Below are 16,791 nucleotides of genomic sequence, written 5' to 3'. Positions count from 1 at the left end.
TTGAGCCGGTCCCAACCGGCAGTGGCCCGATCCCCCCGGGGCCCGCCAGGCGGCGCCGTGCCCGTTCGGGGGCGGGCACGGCCCCGCCCGCCCCGCCCTCCCCGGCGGCGCCCGCCGCTCTTCGCGCGGCCCCCGAGGGCAGGCACACCCCCTGAAGGCAGATTCAGGACGACCTACTGAATATCGCATCAGATTGGGCATATCGGGCTAAGTTACGGTGCGTCAGCCGGGCTGCGCGTGTTCGCGTCGCCATAGTCGTCGGTGGCAACCGCCTGGTTGCCGCCCCGCGTCGCGTTCCGCGGCCGGGCTGACGTCTTCTCAGAGGAGCCGGCTCATGCTGAAGCCCACCAGGACCATCCTCGCTCTCGCCGCCGGAAGCCTGGTGCTCGGCCTGGTAGGTGCGGGTATCGCCGTCGCGGACGAGGACCCGATGGCCGACAACCCGGGCCAGGAGAACATCCTGGACGACCAGGAGGAGGCCGACGAACTCGACGAGTACCCCGAGCGCGAGCACGCCCGCGGCGTCGTCATCTCGCGCGGCCCGCTGACCGTGCGCAGCAGGCCGACCACCCACTCGCACAAGGTGGGCAAGGTGCACCCCCACCAGAAGCTCGCCATCGAGTGCAAGAAGCGCGCCGAGCGGGTCGACGGCAACAACCTCTGGTACCGGCTGGACGGCGTGCGGGACGACATGCGGGACGACGAGGACGGCGAGGACGGCGAGGACGGCGGCCGCACGGGCGCGAAGTCCGCCAAGGACCGCCACCACCGCTGGGTCTCGGCCCGCTACGTCAAGAACATCACCCCGGTGAAGTACTGCCGCTCGTAGCACCGCCGCCGGCACCCGTACCCGCCCCGCGCCCCGGGACGAACTGGCACCCGGGCCGCGGAGCAGGTAGACAGACGCTGTTCCCGCAGGCAGACGGCCTGCGGGCAGAGCGAAGGACAGACTCGGTGTCGCGTACCGCACGATCCGACCAGCCGGCCTCCCTGCTGCTGCTCACCGCCGTCGCGGCCATCGCGGCCGCCCTCGGCGGGTGTTCCTCGGCGGACGGGAAGGCGGACCGGGCCGATGCCTCCCCGAGCGGTTCCGTGAGCGCCACGCCGTCCACACCCTCCGCGACACCCTCGACACCCGCCGCCACGCAGTCCCAGGCCCCGTCGGCCGCCCGGAGTCCGCAGTCGACCCGGAGCTGGCCGGACGTCTCCACCGTCGTCATGAAGTGGCGGGAGCAGCCCCGTGGCGTCGCCGCTCCCGACGCGGAAGCGGTCCACACGAAGTCGGTCGGCCTGCTCAACGACGCCGAGACGCGCTACGGCTCCGAGAAGGGCTCCAAGTGCTGGCCCGAGCGGCCGACCTCGCTCACCGCGCTGTGCGCCGACGACGCAGCCAAGGCCGCCGGGACCGCGAAGACCTCGCTGTCCCGGATCGCCCACGAGGACCAGCGCTCCTTCACCACCCTGCGCGCGAACGCCGACAAGGTCGTCAAGGCCGCCGAGTTCTACGAGTCCCGCTCCTGCGCGACCGCGCCCGCCGGGCAGGCCGAGCGCGACGCGTGCTGGGACGCCGGCTGGGTCGTCGCCCAGGCCTATCCGCTCCTGCGCGACGGATTCAACGCCGCCCTCCAGGCCCACTGACCCGGGCGGCGCCCAAGGCATCGGCCGGCGCCACCGGCTCACGCGTCCGGGCGCACCGCCCTCGGCCCCACGCACCGCGCACCGAGGGCGCGTACCCGCTCGCGCAGTTCCCGGTCCGCCGTGACCACGACGCACCCGCCGTGCTCCGCGCGGGCGGCCTCGGCCAGCTCCACGATCCGGTCGTCGCCGCTCCCGGGCGCCGCGTCCACCCGTACGCCGGGCACGGACTCGACGCCCCGGGCGGCGCCTTCGACGACGAGGATGATCTCCTCGCCCTCGTCCCGCCGGGCCAGCAGGTCGCGCAGCCGCTCGGCGGCTCCGCGCCGGTCGCGCCACCAGCCGTCCGGCACGGACCCGACGACATTGGCACCGTCCACGATCAGGACGTTCACCGCGTTCAGAGCGTTCACCGCCCCAGTATGGGCAACGCCCGGATCCGGGGACGGCCTAGAAGTCGCCGTAGTTGACCTGCCAGGTCGCCAGACCCATCCGGCGCCAGATCGCCACCACCCGGTCGCGGTCGTCCAGGGAGACCCGGACCGCGTACCGGCCGCGTACGTGCGCGTTGAACAGCTCCGCCTTCACGATGTCGTCGCGGCGCGTGTCGCCGGCCGCGCGCATCCACAGCTCGTCGTACGGGACTTCGTGCTCCCGAAGCCAGGCCTCGGTCGGCTCGCGGTACTCCTCGCCCCGCCCGGACAGCAGCACGATGGTGTCGCCGTCGGCGCGCCGGAAGGAGTCCAGGGCGTCGCGCACCGGCCTGTTGAGGGTGTCGATGCCGCAGCGCGAGAAGTCGTACGGATTTCGGGCGCCGGTCAGCGCGAGCGTGCCGTCGATGTCGCACATGACGGCCCCCGGCAGCGCCGGGTCGGCGACGTACGCGGACACGTCGGGCTGGTCGTTGAGCCAGTCCGCGGTGAGCCGCCAGCCGCCCTTGCGCGCCTTGGCGTGCTTGTCGGCGAGTATCCGGATGATCTCCTCGCCGACCTGGCGCTCGCGCGCGGTGTCGCGCCGCAGGCACTCCTCCACCGGTACGTCGGTGTAGTCGTGCACGACGAAGGTGGCCCGCCCCGCGACGGCGGCCTTGAGCCGCTTGGGGATGTGGGAGGTCAGGTGCGTGTTGTCGACGACCACGTCGAATCCGCCCTCGACGGCCGCGCTGACGGCCGCGTCCTGGATGTCCAGCACGGTCTGCTCGTGCTTGTACGAGCGCCCGCGCTCGGGGTCCGGCACGTCGAGCATGGACCGCAGGTCGTCGAGGTTGACGCGGCGCATCCGGCCGCCGGACTCCGCCTGGAGGGCGCGCGCGGCGGTCGTCTTCCCGGAGGCCGGCAGACCCGTCATGACGTGGACCACCGGGAGTGCGGGGGTCTCGGCCGGGAGCGCGGGGGTCTCGGTTTCGGGGACTTCGGACACGGCTCAGTTCTCCTCGTCGTTCGTGAAGGGGTCGGACGTCTCGGGCCGCACCTGCCGCCAGGTGACGAGCTCGGTCGGCTTGCCGTCCAGGCGCTGGAACAGCGCGCCGCGGATGCCGCTGTCGCGCAGTCCCTTGGCGGCGCGCGCGAACGCGCCCCGGTCGTCGGCCAGATGGGCGAGGGAGGCGTACGCCTCGTCGATGGCGCGCTCGCGGAGCGCGGCCTCCTCATCCAGGCGCTCGATCACCGAGCGCACCCACTGGTCGAACTCGTCGGGCACCTGCTCCAGCAGTGCGTCGAGCGGCTTGCCGCCCGAGGCCTCGATGTCGACGACGGTGCAATTGAGGCCCTGGGCCAGCTGCTTGGCCGGCAGGCCGGCGAACCGCTGGATGCCGTGGCCGCGCCAGATGTCCCGTTCGGTCACGCCGGTGAGCACCTTGTGGAGCCGTACGTACTCGGCGATCTTGGCCTTGGCGCGGACGCCCGAGGCGAAGCGCAGCACGAAGCCCTCCGCGTCGGTGCCGGTCGCGCCGGCGCCGCCGGGCAGGGTGCTGGAGGCGGTCAGCGCGAGCAGCTCGTCGAGCGGCATCGCGGGCCACAGGGTGACGACGGAGCCGATGCCCTGCCAGTGGACCGCGGCTTCGGCGAGCGGCACCTCGGCGCCGTCCGCCCCGTACGCGGCGAGCAGGACGAGGTCGCGGCGCTCGCCGTAGTCGACGACGATGCGGTTCTGCGGGTACAGGATCTCCGCGAGGTAGGTGGTGCCGGGGACCAGGGCGGAGGTGTCCCGCCGGTCGAGGCGGCGCTGGGCCCAGGTGGCCTGGGTGCTGGTGAAGGAACCCTTGGACGCGACCCGCCACTTCCCGGCGTAGTGGAAGAGCACCCCGAGGCTGCCGTCGACCTTGTCGTACACCTCGAACGGCTCGTCCGGCAGGGCGGGCGCGTACGGCTGACCGGACTCGTGCTCGCCGACGTTGAAGAACTTGGGCAGCGGCAGCGCGACGACCGCGCCGCTGACGTCGTCGGCGACGAGGCCGCGGCAGATCGTGGTGACCTGGTTCCAGACCCGCTCGTACTGGGCGGTCCGGGTGTAGGTGTAGATGGACAGCGGCAGCTCGGGGTGCGGCTTGCGCGTCACGTATCCGGCGTCGATGGCCTCGGTCAGCGCCTGTGCGGGCATCAGGTCGTGCAGAGTCAGGCGGTCCTGGCTCATGGGGTTCCTCCCGGTTCGAGATGCCTCATTCTCGGGGGTGGAAGGGCCCGGCCGAAACCGAATATCCGCCCGTTACCGCAGGTCTGCGGGTCTTTCCGGGCCTTCGCCGCCCAGCCGGTTGATGTCCTTGGGACGCAGGATCCGCTGGGTGTCCGCGTCGCCGGGTCCGGCGGCGGCCACGGCGATCATGGCGCGGCCGATCGCCCGGGTCGTGGTGAGGAGGTCGGGCGCGACGCGCCCCAGGACCGGGAAGAGGGGCGCGGTGACTGCGTAGGCGGCGCGGTAGAGCGGGGTCTTGGAGGGCACGCCGCGGTCGGGCCGCACGATCCCCGGGCGGAACATGTAGGCCTCGAAGGGCAGCTTCAGCAGGTCGTTCTCGGTCTTCCCCTTGACCCGCGCCCACATGGAGCGGCCCCGCTCGGTGCTGTCGGTGCCCTCGCCGGAGACGTAGGCGAAGGTCAGCCGGGGATTGGCCGCGGCGAGCGGCCGGGCCGCCGCGAGCGTCAGGTCGTAGGTGATCCGCCGGTACTCCTCCTCCTTCATCCGGAAGGAGGAGATGCCGAGGCAGAAGAAGCACGCGTCGTACGAAGCCAGGTCCAGGCCGGACGCCGACAGGTCGGTCGGGTCGGCCTGGACGAGCTCGCGCAGCTTGGGGTGGGTGACGGCCAGGGGGGTCCGGCCGATGGCCAGGACGCTTTCCACGGAGTCGTCGCGCAGGCACTCGCGCAGCACGCCGCGGCCGATCATTCCGGTCGCGCCGAAGAGGATGACGTTCACGGGCCCACCCTATGCGCGGGCGCCCGCGCTCAGTGGGAGACGCAGAGCTCGTTGCCCTCCGGGTCGGTGAGGGTGGTCCAGGTGTGCGGGCCCTGACGGCCGTCGTGCAGGTACGTGGCGCCCTTGGCGATGAGCCGCTCGACCAGTGCCTTGGGGTCGTCCTCGCCGGTGCGGACGTCGAGGTGCACGCGGTTCTTGACGGTCTTGGGCTCTTCGATCAGCTGGAAGAGGACGCGGGGCGCCCGCTCGAGGCCGTCGGGATGGCGGATCGCCTGACCCGTCCTCCAGACCAGGACACCTCGGTGGGTGGTGGTGTCCTCCTCGCTCGCGTGCCCGGCGGCGACCATGCTGCGGATGAACTCCTCGTCGCTGGGCTCGACTTCCCACCCGAGCGCGTCCGCCCACCAGTCGGCGAGGTCGTGCGGAGCGGCGGAATCGACGGACACCTGAAACGTATAGGGCATGCCGGGACCTTACTGAGCCCCCTCAGTCCCACCAAAACGTCCGGTGAGCGCTGCCCACGAGAGCCTCCTCGGCGTTGAGGCCGGTCTCGTGGTCCTGCCGGATGTTGTCGGGACAGAACGCGAAGTGCTCCGCGGCGACCGCGAGGGCCTCCTCCATCGTCGGTTCGATCAGAGCTTCCCCGCGACCGTACGGATCCGGTGGCCCAGGACCCGGCCGAGCTCGGCGATGAACTCCGGGCGGAGCCGGGCCGCGTTCCAGATCTCGAAGCCGAGGTGGGCGAAGGCGAAGCGGTTGTCCTCCCACGTCCACTCGGGCAGCGGGATCCGGCGGTCGCACGCCGGGCACCGCAACTCGGCGGCGCCGGTCGCGTACCAACCGTCCAGGGCCTCCGGCCAGGGCGCGGTGGCGGCCGGCGCCGAGCAGTGCGGGCAGACGGGGGAGCCGTCGGAGCCCAGGGAGCCCCAGAAGACGGTACGGCCGGTGACGACGGCCAGCCCGTCGCAGCCGCCCTCCTCGGGCCACTCCGTGACGTCGTCCCACCGCGGCCCCGGCGAGTACACCGGCTTGCCGAACATCTCGTAGGTCCGCTCGGCGCGCACGATCCCCTCGGCCACCAGCCACGCCGCCACCCGCGCCCCGAGCGCTTCGGCCTCCTCGGGGGTCGCGTCGATGTCGGCGATCGTCTGGAAGTAGTCGCCCATCAGCCTCTAGCCCTCAGTGGAGGTGAGGAGCGTGGGGCCCTTCAGGAAGACGCCGTTGCCCCCGCCGTCGTGCCAGTCCCTCTCGACGCCGTCGACGAACCCGGAGGTGACGACTGTGCAGACGGAGTCGGTCGCCGAGACCCCGAACATGGGCGAGGAGACGCTTCCCCCCTTGTCGTCCCGGCCGGGCAGGACGATCAGGCCGTCGGCGAGGACCTTGGCCTTCGATCCCACGACGCGCAGCCCGGCGAGCCCGCCGCCACCGGTTTCGGTGCCGTCGGCCTGGACGTTGCGGCCGTCGCGGTCCAGCCGGCAGCCGCTGAGCTGGAGGATGGAGCCGACGTCGTCGTTCTGCACCAGGATGCCGTCGCGGCCGCTGCGGTCGGTCGAGCAGCCGGTGAACTGGATGACGCCCTTCCAGCCGTTCAGCCAGAACCCCTCTCCCCGCGACCACTCGGCCCGGCAGCCGGTGAAGGTCGAGTTCCCCGCTCCGGAGATCCACCACCCGGCGCCGTCACACCCGAGGGCGTACACGTCGGTGAAGACGGAGTCGGTGGTGTTGTTGAGCGCTACGCCGAAGCTCTTCGACCACATGATGGAGACCCGGTCGAAATGCAGGCAGAAGGGCGCTTGGGGCCCCGAAGTACCGGTGTTGTAGGTGGTGTTGACGCCGATGCCGGTGACCCGGTGGATCTGGACGTCGCGCAGCTGCAGGTGCTGGATCTGGCCGACGGCGCGGATGCCGTCGACCGCCGGCCCCTCGGGGTCCAGGGCGCTTCCGTCGACGGTCAGTCGGAAGACGCGCTGCTCCACGGCCTTGCGCGGGTAGCCGCCCAGCTGCCGGTCGAGGATCAGCAGCACGGCCTCGCCGGTGAATCCCGGCAGCGGCTTGATGGCGACCGGCGGGGTCTCGCGGCCCTCGTACTCGTGCTCGCCCCCGCCGTGCGAGCCCTGCAGCGTGACGCGCGGGGGAATGCGGACCGGGCGGCTGGTGCGGTAGAGCCCGGCGGGCAGGTAGACCGTGTTGCCCGGCTCGCAGGCGTCCAGGGCCGCCTGGATGAAGGGGGTGTCGTCGGCCGCGCCGTCGCCCTTCGCCCCGTAGGAAAGGACGTTGTGCCATCCGAGCTCGGTGCGGGCCGGAGCGGCCGCCCGCGCCGCCGGAGCGGCCGCGGCCCCCGCCGCGGCGGTCACCACACCCGCCGTGACACCGCCCATGAACAATCGACGTGTTTGATCCATCGGAATACGACCCCGCCCCAGACAAGGAAACCGGAAAACCAGGCAAACGTGCGACCGGATTCAAACACGAACGAAAACGATCACCAAACAATCCCGTCGGAGAAAGTGAAGCTCCCTGCCCGTGCGCTCGATTCGGGTACCGGACCTTCGGCGACGGGGCTGCGGGTCGCCGCTTCGATCAGGCACCCGAGATCGCTACCATCTCGGGTGGCGATGCCCCGTCTCCCCCATCCTCCTTCGGGTGCGCGGGGCCCCTTCGCTTCCGACGGAGGTCCCGTTCCCGTCCGCCGCGGGTGACCGCTCCACGAGCCGGACCTTGCCATGACCCAGGGGACCCCTGACCTCGACCGCGCGGCGACGCGGGATCCTGCGGCCGCTGGCGGCGCTCCTGTTCCCGCCGGGGCCGGACGGCGCCGAGTCGCCGCACGGAGTACTGCCGCCGCTGCTGATCGTCCTGACTTTCGTCAGCGGGGTGGTCGACGCGGTGAGCTACCTGGGACTCGGCCACGTATTCGTCGCCAACATGACGGGCAATGTCGTCTTCCTCGGCTTCGCGCTCGCCGGGGACCGGTCCTTGTCCGCCCCGGACTCCCTGCTCGCCGTCGGCGCGTTCCTGACCGGCGCGCTGGCCGCGGGCCGGCTACGGCGGGCCACCGGGGCCGGCCGGATGTTCGCGCCGCTGGTCGCGGCGCAGACCGTACTGGTGGGCGGGGCGCTCGCCCTGACGGCAGCCGGCACCACGGGGCCGCCGCCCGTCATCGCCCTCCTCGCGCTCGGCATGGGTCTGCAGAACGCCGTGGTGCACCGGCTCGCGGTGCCCGATCTGACCACCACCGTGGTCACCCGGGCCCTGACCGGGCTGGCGGCCGATCCCTGGGGACCCGCGTCGCTGCGCCGCCTCGTGACGGTCGTGGCCCTGCTGCTGGGGGCGCTGGCCGGCGGGCTGCTGACACTGCGTCACGGTTCGGTCTGGGCGCTGGTCTTGGCCGTGTTCCTCCTGGGCTGCGTGACCCTCGCCCGGTGGTGGGGCAGCGGTGGCCGATCGGACAGCGGTGAGCAGCGGGGCGACGGTGAGCGGCGGGGCGACGGCGGGCGGCGCGCGTAGAAGGATCTCGGCGGCCCCTCGACGGGTGCGCCCCGCCCGTTCACCGCGTGCGGTCCACGGCTCCGGGGCGACGGCCCGCACGCGACAGCAGCAAGGCCGCGAAGGTCAGCAGCCAGGCCCCGACCGCGATCCAGAGCAACACCTCGCCGAGGGGGCGCAGCCACGGGACACCGGTCGGGCCGGCCGCGGAGATGCAGGCGGTGGCCGTCATGCCGAGCGGGAAGACGCTCGACCAGCGCCGGGTGTCGTAGCGCGTGCGCGGCACGACCGCCTCGGCGGCCATGAGTACGGCGTACCAGGCCAGGGAGAGACCGAGGGTCGCCAGGGTGACGGTACGCAGCCCTGTGTGCGCCCATCCCGTCCACAGGTGTGACGCCGTGAGTCCGGACGCGGCGAGGGCCGTGATGGACAGCGCCCCGCCGGCCACCCAGTGGTCGCCCGCGCCCGAGAACACCTCGCGGAAGTCGAAGCGCAGAAGGGCCGCGACGTAGAGCAACAGCCCCAGGCAGAAGGCGGCGAGCGCGGCCCGGCCCAGCCAGTCGCGCCCGGTGGTCGCGGCCAGGGTGCCCGCCAGGACGGCGAGGCCTTGGGTGGCCACGCAGACGAGGAAGGCCGCGCCGGGCATCCGCCGCCCCCAGTGCTTCAGTACGGCGAACAGCAGCCCGGGCCAGAGCGCCGCGGCCAGGGCCAGCATCGCGACGGCCACGGGCTGCCATCCGAGGAGGGAGAGCCGGGCGCCGAGTACGGTCGTGGCGGCGACGGCGGTGAGCGCGGCGGGGGTGTCGGCCTCGGCGCGGAAGCGCCGCCGGTCGCCCAGCAGCCGGGCGGCGAAGTCGGCGGCGAGTACGCACCACAGCGCCGCGCAGACGACCAGTGCGACGAGTGACAGCGTGCTCCGCCCGGTCAGGCGCAGGCCGACCGAGATGATCCCGGAAGCCATGACGGCGGCCCCGGCGGCCGGTGACAGCTCGGCCCACCAGCGGGCGCCCGCGGAATCTCGCACCCTCCCAGCGCACACCACGGCGCCGGGTCCCGCCGGTGCGGCGCGCCACCGGGCCGCGACGACGACCCTTCCGGGTGCCGCGCGCATTTTCATGGTGATATCCCGATCGCATTTCCAGCCCGCCACAACCGGAAATACGTCCGTCATTTCACATCTTTATCGCCGCAGTTCAGGGGTCATCTGCGAGGCCCTGTCCGCTTTCGTGACACTCCCGGGGCCCGACGTCCGATTGTCCGGTTTGCCGCTACTGTCGATACCTGGACGGTTCGCTTTTCATGCATGGGAGAAAGAAATGCAGGCCGTTATCACGGAGCAGAGGGCACCCGCTCCGGCCCAGCCGGCGAGCTTCATTCAGGAAGTACTGCGGGGCGTCGCGCAGGTGGATTTCATGCCCAACGCCGTCACTGGCATCCTCTTCCTCGCCGCCCTCGCCGCCGCGGGCTGGCAGTACGCGCTCTACGGCCTCCTCGGCGCCGTCGTCGCCACCGCCACCGCCTACGCGTTCGCCATCGACCGCGAGATCGTCTCCGCCGGGCTGCGCGGTTTCAACGGCACCCTCGTCTCGCTCGGGTTCGCCGTCTTCCTCGGGTGGGACCACCTCTCCACCCTGCTGCTCGCGATCGGCGGCAGCGTCACCGTCGTGGTCGTCACCTCGGCGCTCGCCACGATCCTCGGCACGTGGAACATCCCCACGTTCACCGCGCCGTTCTGCATCATCGCGAGCGTCATGACCATCGCGGCGCCCGGTTTCTCCAGGGTCTGGCACGCCGGACCCGACCTGGCCGCGCTCCCCCGGCCCGCCACCGGGGCCACCGCCCTGAGTTGGGACCAGCTCTGGCACGGATTCTTCGCCAATGTCGGCCAGATCTTCTTCATGCCGCAGTGGTACGTCGGACTGATCTTCCTCGCGGGCATCTTCGTGGCCGACCGGCTCGCCGGCGCCATGGCCTGCGTCGGCAGCGCCACCGCGATCTTCGTCGCCTGGGCGATGGGTTCGCCCACCGATGGGGTGTCCCAGGGGCTCATGGGTTACAGCAGTGTGCTCGTCGCGATGGCCCTGTGCGGGGTGTTCCTCCTCCGCTCCGCCTGGAGCTTCGGCTTCGCCGTGCTGGGCGCCGCGGCCGCCACGGGCCTGACGGCGGCCATGACCGCCTTCTTCGCCCCCTTCGGCGGCCACACCTTCACCTGGCCGTTCGTCCTGACCGCGCTCGTCTTCGTCGCGGCGGTCCCGGCGACCCCCCGGCTGCGGCGCACTTGAGAGCTGCGGACCCGCGTCGTACGCAGCCGGCCGCGAGCAGCCGAGTCGTATGCGGGCCGGCCGTACGCGGGCCCGCCGTACGCACCCGGAACACCCGCACCCGAACCACCTTTTGAGAGCCGAAAGTGAGTGACCGACCGATGAATCTCGCTCCTCGTGAGATGGACAAGCTCTGGATCTACGTCGTGGCCGACCTGGCCCGCAAGCGACGCGACCGGGGCGTCAAGCTCAACTACAGCGAGGCCTGCGCCCTGATCAGCGAGGGCATCCTGGAAGGCGCCCGCGACGGCAGGACCGTCGCCGAGTGCATGGAGCTCGGCAAGCAGGTCGTCTCCGGCTCCGACGTCATGGCCGGCGTACGGGAGATGCTGCCGCTGCTCCAGGTCGAGGCCGCCTTCGTGGACGGCACCAAGCTCGTCTCCTGCCACGACCCCGTGGGCGCCTGAGCCATGGCGGCACTCGCACCCGAACGGCCGGGCCGCGCAGCGGAGTCGGGGGCTGCCGTCGTCCTGGCCGGGGGCCACGAAGGCGGCACGGCGGCCGGGGCCGTGCTCACCGGCCGGCCGCTGGCCGATGCCGTGCGCGAGGCGCTCGCCGCCTCGCCCGGTCCCGTCTGCGTGGTCCCGATGACGCTGGGGCGCGACCCCGGACTGATCGCCGACTGTGCCCGCGCCCTGCGCTGGCTCGGCCGCGACCAGGGGCCCGGGCGGCTCGCGCTGGCTCCGCCCTTCGCGACCGTGGACCACCTGACCGCGTGGCTCCGTACCGCCGCCGGAAAGGCGGTGCGCGAGGCGCCCGACAGCTCCGCCGTCCTGGTCACCGCACCCGCCGCCGGACCGTTCGAGGACGCGGACCTGTTCCGGGTGGCCCGACTCGTGCGCCAGTACGGCCACCGCCGCTGGGTCGAGGTCGCCTTCGACGGCGGCGACCCCGGCCTCGCGGAGGGGGCCGAGCGCTGCCGCCGCCTCGGAGCGTCCCAAGTCGGCCTGGTACGGGCCGCGTTCTGCGCGCCGGCCGAGGTGCCGGCCGGGGTCCTGGACACCGGACCGCTGCTGTCGCGCGCGGCGATCGAGCAGGTCGTACGGAGCCGCGTGCAGGAGGCGCTGCACCGGCTGGCAGACGGGCGGGACGGAATCGCCGAGGGCCTGGACGCCGAGCACGGCCACGGGTACGCGCACTCGCACGGCCCGGGCGGCGACCACGGGCACGGGCCGGACCACGGGCACGGGCCGGACCACGGGCCCGACGAAGGCCATGACCACGGCCACGACGACGACCACAGCCACGGACCGACGCACGATCACGCGCCGCGCGGCCACACGCACGGCCGCCCCCACCACTGATCCCGAGGAAGGGAAGTACCACGATGTCCGGTGGCGCCAACTACCTTTACGGCGAAGGCTCCGTAGAGATCAACGCCGGCCGCCGCAAGGCCAAGGTCACCGTCTCCAACACGGGCGACCGCGCGGTCCAGGTCGGCTCGCACTACCACTTCTTCGAGGCCAACCGCGCCCTCGACTTCGACCGCAACGCCGCCTACGGCATGCACCTCGACCTTCCCGCCGGCACCGCCGTGCGCTTCGAGCCGGGCGACACCCGGGAGGTCGAACTCACCGCGTACAGCGGCCACGGCCGGCTGATCGGCTTCAGCTCGCTCGTCGACGGCGGCCTCGGCTCCACCGACACGCGCATCCGGGCACTGCGCCGGGCGGTCGAACTCGGCTTCAAGGGCGCCCGTGTCGAGGACCTCCACGCCGAGCCCTCGACCCGCGCCGACGGCCAGGACAACGGTCGCGGTCACGGTCACGGCGCGAAGTCCGAAGACGGCAAGAAGAAGGACAAGACCCACAAGAAGGGCGAGAACTGATGGCCGTCCTGAGCCGCAAGCAGTACACCGATCTGTTCGGGCCGACCGTCGGGGACCGCTTCCACCTGGCGGACACCAACCTGGTCGTCGAGGTCGAGAAGGACCACAACGAGGGCCACTACGGAGACGAGGCCGTCTACGGCGGCGGCAAGGGCATCCGCGACGGCATGGCGCAGGACCCGCAGGCCACCAGCGCACAAGGCGCCCTCGACCTGGTCATCACCAACGTGGTCGTCATGGACGCGATCCTGGGCGTGGTCAAGGGTGACCTCGGCATCAAGGACGGGTTCATCGCCGGTCTCGGCAAGGCCGGCAATCCGCACACGCAGTCCGGAGTCCATCCCAAGCTGGTCATCGGCCCCGGCACCGAGGTGATCTCGGGCGAGCACCTGATCGCCACCGCCGGCGGCATCGACACCCACATCCACTTCATCGCCCCGCAGCAGGCCGAGCACGGCCTGTCCAACGGCATCACGACGCTCGTCGGCGGCGGCACCGGCCCCTCCGACGGCACCAACGGCACCACGTGCACGCCGGGTCCGTGGAACATCGGCCGCATGTACCAGGCGGTCGAGGACATGCCGGTCAACGTCGGCCTGCTGGGCAAGGGCAACGGTTCGCTGCCGGACGCGCTGATCGAGCAGATCGAGGCGGGCGTCTGCGGCCTGAAGGTGCACGAGGACTGGGGCACCACGCCGGCCGCGCTGAGCAAGGCGCTCGACGTGGCCGACGACTACGACGTCCAGGTCGCGGTGCACACCGACACCCTGAACGAGTCCGGGTTCTTCGAGGACACCCGCTCGGCCATCGACGGGCGCACCATCCACACCTTCCACACCGAGGGCGCGGGCGGCGGCCACGCCCCCGACATCATGCGGGTGGCCGGCGAGCCCAACGTGCTGCCGTCCTCCACCAACCCGACGCTGCCCTACACCGTGAACTCGGTCGACGAGCTCCTCGACATGGTGATGGTCTGCCACCACCTCTCGCACGACATCCCGGAGGACGTCTCCTTCGCCGACTCGCGGGTGCGCGCCGAGACGATCGCCGCCGAGACCGTGCTGCACGACGAGGGCGTCATCTCGATCTTCTCCTCCGACTCGCAGGCCATGGGCCGCATCGGCGAGTCCTGGACCCGCGCCTTCCAGACCGCGCACCACTGCAAGGACCAGCGCGGCAAGCTCGACGGCGACGCCGAGCGCAACGACAACTTCCGCGTGCTGCGCTACCTGGCCAAGATCACGATCAACCCGGCCATCGCCTCCGGCACCGCCGACCACATCGGCTCCCTGGAGGCGGGCAAGCTCGCCGACGTCGTGCTGTGGCCGATCCACTCCTTCGCCGCGAAGCCGAAGATGGTCATCAAGGGGGGCCTGATCAACTGGGCGCTGATGGGCGATCCGAACGCCTCGCTGCCGACTCCGCAACCGGTGTACTACCGGCCGATGTTCGGGGCGTACGGCAAGGCCCGGCAGGCCACCCGCGTCTCCTTCATGTCGCAGGCCGCGATCGATCTGGGCGTGCCGCAGAGGCTGGGCCTGGACAGCAAGGTGCTGCCGGTCAGGCACTGCCGTACGGTCGGCAAGCAGCACATGGTCCGCAACGACGCGCTGCCCGAGATCACCGTGGACCCGGAGACGTACAAGGTCAGCTTGGACGGGAAGCCGGCCACCATCGAGCCGGCCCGCGAACTGCCCCTGAACCACCTGTTCTACCTGGCATGAGTACTGCCGTGAACCCCGCCGGCGCCACGCCGGTACGGGCCCTGCTGGTCAGCCTCCAGCTGACCGACTCGGCCTTCCCCAGCGGCTTCTACACCCTCTCGCACGGCCTGGAGGCCTACGCCCAGGCCAAGGCCGTGACCCCGGAGGGCGTGCCGGAGCTGCTGGCCGACCTGCTGCGGCACTCGGTGGGCCCCTCCGACGCCACCGCGCTGGCGCTGGCCCACCGGGCCGCGCTGGCCGGTGACTGGGAAGCGCTCGCCGAGACCGACCAGCGGCTCAACGCGACCAAGCTGAACGAGGGGCTGCGCCGCGCCGCCACCCGTACCGGCCGCCAGCTGCTGGACCTCGCCCGCGAGTGCGTCGGCGGCGAGCCGCTGGAGCGGTACGCGGAGCTGGTCGCCGCCAAACGGGCCCCCGGATCCCAGGCCGTGGCCGCCGGGGTCGCCTACGCGGCGGCCGGTGTCCCGGCCGAACAGGCCGCCGTCAGCGACCTGTTCGCGTACTGCTCCAGCTTCACCGGGGCCGCGCTGCGGCTGCGGCTCACGGACCACCGCAAGGCCCAGGTCGTCCTGCGGGACATCGCCCCCGTCATCGAGGAGGTGGCGGGCGCGGCCCTGCGGCGCGAACTCGCCGACCTCGGAGGGTGCGTTCCGATGGCCGACGTGATGTCGGGCCGTCACGAACGGGCCGAGGCCCGGCTGTTCGCCACCTGAACCCTTCCTTCCGACTGTCCTTCCAGAAGGTGTGTGACTGTTGATGAACGAGGACAACGTCCTGCGGGTCGGTATCGGCGGCCCCGTCGGCTCCGGCAAGACGGCGCTGATCGAGGCCCTGGTGCCGGTGCTCATCGAGCGCGGACACCGGCCCGCCGTGATCACGAACGACATCTACACCCAGGAGGACGCCCACCACGTCCGCCGCACCCTGGCCGGGGTACTCGATCCCGAGCGGGTCGTGGGCGTGGAGACCGGCGCGTGCCCGCACACCGCCGTGCGCGACGACCCGACGATGAACCTCGCCGCGGGCGCCGAGATGCTGGAGCGGTTTCCCGATGTCGACACCCTGCTCTACGAGTCGGGCGGCGACAACCTCACCCTGACGTTCAGCCCCGTCCTGGTCGACATGTTCCTCTTCGTCCTGGACACCGCCGAGGGCGAGAAGATGCCCCGCAAGCGCGGCCCCGGCATCACCGAGTCCGACATGCTGGTGATCAACAAGATCGACATCGCCCAGTACGTGCGCGCCGACCTCGGGGTGATGGAGCGCGACGCGAACCACGTGCGCGACGGGCGCCCCGTGGCCCTGACCAACTGCCTGACCGGTCAGGGCCTGGAGGAAGTCGCGACCTTCATCGAGTCCTTCCGCCGGGTACCGGCGTGAGCGTCGTGGCGGCCACCCCCCTGCCGGCGCCCCGCGTGCGGCTGGACCCCTCGCACTACGAGCCCCCGCGCGTCCCGCCCGAGGTGCTCCGGCACTCTTCGGCGCCCGACACCCTCGGTGTCGGGCGCCCGGGCAAGGTCGGCCTGCTGGAGCTGGGATTCGAGCTGGCCGCCGGACGCACCGAGCTGGTGCGGCACTACCAGAAGTCCCCGCTGCAGATCACGCGGCCGCTCTACTTCGACCCGCACCGCCCCGACCTGCCCATCACCTTCCTGATGTCCACGGGCGGCGGGATCATCCAGGCCGACCGGCTGCGCACCGACCTCGCCTTCGGCCCCGGCACTTCGGGCCACGTCACGACCCAGGCGGCCACCAAGGTCTACCGGATGGAGCACGACTACGCCGCCGCGCAGACCTTCCTGACCGCCGGGCCGGATGCCTACGTCGAGTACCTGCCGGACCCGGTCATCCCCTACGTCGACTCGCGCTTCTACCAGCGCACGGTCATCACCGCCGACCCCACCGCCACGGTGCTGGCGAGCGAGACGGTGCTGTCCGGCCGGCTCGCGCGCGGGGAGCGCAACGCCTACGAGGTCTTCGCCTCCGACTTCGAACTACGCCGCCCGAACGGCGAGTTGCTCGCACTGGACACCGTACGGCTGGAGCCGGGCGGTCCCGGCGGTCCCGGCAGCGCCGCGGTCGACGGGCCCGCCGTGCTGGCCGGCCACTCCGTGACGGCCTGCTTCTTCGTTCTCAGCCCGCTGGCGCCCGCCCGCGAGCTGGCCGACCTGCTGTACGAGACCCTGGCCGGCCGCGAACTTCCGTACGGGGTCAGCGTGCTCCCGCAGGACTGCGGGGCCTGGGTGCGGCTGCTCGGCGACCACACCGAGGCCGTGACCCGGGCGCTCACCGCAGTCTGGGACGCGGTGCGCCGCAGGCTGATCGGCGTACCGGCCCCGGCCCTGCGCAAGACCTGAACGTCCCTCCCCCTCCCGCCCGTTCACGA

Annotated in this window: 20 protein-coding genes; 11 read left to right on the top strand and 9 right to left on the bottom strand. The window is 72.1% G+C overall.

The annotated features are described in order from the left end of the window. The first annotated feature begins 334 nt into the window (after window positions 1-334). Window positions 335-829 (top strand): hypothetical protein, encoded by a 495-nt coding sequence (locus J7F03_RS16715; protein ID WP_214950193.1) that lies wholly within the window; start codon window positions 335-337, stop codon window positions 827-829. Between the two features lie 125 nt (window positions 830-954). After that, window positions 955-1,638 (top strand): hypothetical protein, encoded by a 684-nt coding sequence (locus J7F03_RS16710; protein ID WP_214950191.1) that lies wholly within the window; start codon window positions 955-957, stop codon window positions 1,636-1,638. A 38-nt stretch (window positions 1,639-1,676) separates the two neighbouring features. Here J7F03_RS16710 and J7F03_RS16705 read toward each other — a convergent pair whose 3' ends face one another. The 8 genes from J7F03_RS16705 to J7F03_RS16670 all read right to left on the bottom strand — a co-directional run bounded on the left by J7F03_RS16705 (window position 1,677) and on the right by J7F03_RS16670 (window position 7,448). Then, complete coding sequence (locus J7F03_RS16705) at window positions 1,677-2,039, bottom strand: NTP pyrophosphohydrolase (protein ID WP_214950492.1); 363 nt, start codon at window positions 2,037-2,039, stop codon at window positions 1,677-1,679. Between the two features lie 46 nt (window positions 2,040-2,085). Next, window positions 2,086-3,054, bottom strand: coding sequence for an AAA family ATPase (locus tag J7F03_RS16700; protein ID WP_308379622.1), 969 nt, complete (start codon window positions 3,052-3,054; stop codon window positions 2,086-2,088). 3 nt (window positions 3,055-3,057) lie between these two features. Then, window positions 3,058-4,266, bottom strand: a complete 1,209-nt coding sequence (locus tag J7F03_RS16695) for a T4 RnlA family RNA ligase (protein WP_214950189.1) — start codon at window positions 4,264-4,266, stop codon at window positions 3,058-3,060. 72 nt (window positions 4,267-4,338) lie between these two features. Next, on the bottom strand, window positions 4,339-5,043 hold the full coding sequence (locus J7F03_RS16690; RefSeq protein WP_214950187.1) for an epimerase: 705 nt from the start codon (window positions 5,041-5,043) through the stop codon (window positions 4,339-4,341). A gap of 29 nt (window positions 5,044-5,072) precedes the next feature. After that, window positions 5,073-5,507, bottom strand: a complete 435-nt coding sequence (locus J7F03_RS16685) for a VOC family protein (protein ID WP_214950185.1) — start codon at window positions 5,505-5,507, stop codon at window positions 5,073-5,075. Between the two features lie 22 nt (window positions 5,508-5,529). After that, window positions 5,530-5,664 (bottom strand): DUF4253 domain-containing protein, encoded by a 135-nt coding sequence (locus J7F03_RS16680; protein WP_214950183.1) that lies wholly within the window; start codon window positions 5,662-5,664, stop codon window positions 5,530-5,532. A gap of 11 nt (window positions 5,665-5,675) precedes the next feature. Continuing rightward, window positions 5,676-6,209: a hypothetical protein gene (locus tag J7F03_RS16675; RefSeq protein WP_214950182.1), complete on the bottom strand. Its 534-nt coding sequence runs from the start codon at window positions 6,207-6,209 to the stop codon at window positions 5,676-5,678. A 6-nt stretch (window positions 6,210-6,215) separates the two neighbouring features. Continuing rightward, a complete protein-coding gene (locus J7F03_RS16670) occupies window positions 6,216-7,448 on the bottom strand; it encodes a right-handed parallel beta-helix repeat-containing protein (RefSeq protein WP_214950181.1) in 1,233 nt (410 codons plus the stop codon). A gap of 337 nt (window positions 7,449-7,785) precedes the next feature. Between J7F03_RS16670 and J7F03_RS16665 the strand changes: the two genes are divergently transcribed. After that, window positions 7,786-8,553: a YoaK family protein gene (locus J7F03_RS16665; protein WP_308379677.1), complete on the top strand. Its 768-nt coding sequence runs from the start codon at window positions 7,786-7,788 to the stop codon at window positions 8,551-8,553. A gap of 40 nt (window positions 8,554-8,593) precedes the next feature. Here the strand turns inward: J7F03_RS16665 and J7F03_RS16660 are convergent, their stop codons facing one another. Then, entirely contained in the window at window positions 8,594-9,556 is a 963-nt protein-coding gene (locus J7F03_RS16660; protein WP_308379621.1) for a tellurite resistance/C4-dicarboxylate transporter family protein, read from the bottom strand. A 292-nt stretch (window positions 9,557-9,848) separates the two neighbouring features. Between J7F03_RS16660 and J7F03_RS16655 the strand changes: the two genes are divergently transcribed. The 8 genes from J7F03_RS16655 (at window position 9,849) to J7F03_RS16620 (ending at window position 16,762) form a co-directional block, all read left to right on the top strand. Then, window positions 9,849-10,814 carry an urea transporter gene (locus J7F03_RS16655; RefSeq protein ID WP_214950179.1) on the top strand — a complete coding sequence of 322 codons (966 nt, stop codon included), beginning with the start codon at window positions 9,849-9,851 and terminating at the stop codon, window positions 10,812-10,814. Between the two features lie 140 nt (window positions 10,815-10,954). After that, entirely contained in the window at window positions 10,955-11,260 is a 306-nt protein-coding gene (locus J7F03_RS16650; RefSeq protein ID WP_214950178.1) for an urease subunit gamma, read from the top strand. A gap of 3 nt (window positions 11,261-11,263) precedes the next feature. Next, complete coding sequence (locus tag J7F03_RS16645) at window positions 11,264-12,157, top strand: sirohydrochlorin chelatase (protein WP_214950177.1); 894 nt, start codon at window positions 11,264-11,266, stop codon at window positions 12,155-12,157. Between the two features lie 23 nt (window positions 12,158-12,180). Next, window positions 12,181-12,681, top strand: coding sequence for an urease subunit beta (locus tag J7F03_RS16640; protein ID WP_214950176.1), 501 nt, complete (start codon window positions 12,181-12,183; stop codon window positions 12,679-12,681). After that, entirely contained in the window at window positions 12,681-14,405 is a 1,725-nt protein-coding gene (ureC, locus tag J7F03_RS16635; protein WP_214950174.1) for an urease subunit alpha, read from the top strand. The genes J7F03_RS16640 and ureC overlap by 1 nt, the downstream gene beginning before the upstream one ends. Further along, window positions 14,402-15,118 carry an urease accessory protein UreF gene (locus tag J7F03_RS16630; RefSeq protein ID WP_214950173.1) on the top strand — a complete coding sequence of 239 codons (717 nt, stop codon included), beginning with the start codon at window positions 14,402-14,404 and terminating at the stop codon, window positions 15,116-15,118. Before ureC ends, J7F03_RS16630 begins: the two co-directional genes overlap by 4 nt. Before the next feature lie 43 nt (window positions 15,119-15,161). Continuing rightward, on the top strand, window positions 15,162-15,785 hold the full coding sequence (ureG, locus tag J7F03_RS16625; RefSeq protein ID WP_214950172.1) for an urease accessory protein UreG: 624 nt from the start codon (window positions 15,162-15,164) through the stop codon (window positions 15,783-15,785). Between the two features lie 5 nt (window positions 15,786-15,790). Further along, window positions 15,791-16,762: an urease accessory protein UreD gene (locus J7F03_RS16620; protein ID WP_308379673.1), complete on the top strand. Its 972-nt coding sequence runs from the start codon at window positions 15,791-15,793 to the stop codon at window positions 16,760-16,762. Window positions 16,763-16,791 lie beyond the last annotated feature (29 nt).

Source organism: Streptomyces sp. ISL-43, from assembly GCF_018614195.1.
Taxonomy (GTDB): Bacteria; Actinomycetota; Actinomycetes; order Streptomycetales; family Streptomycetaceae; genus Streptomyces.
The sequence above is the reverse complement of the archived record's forward strand: the minus strand, read 5'-3'. Positions and strand labels throughout refer to the sequence as shown.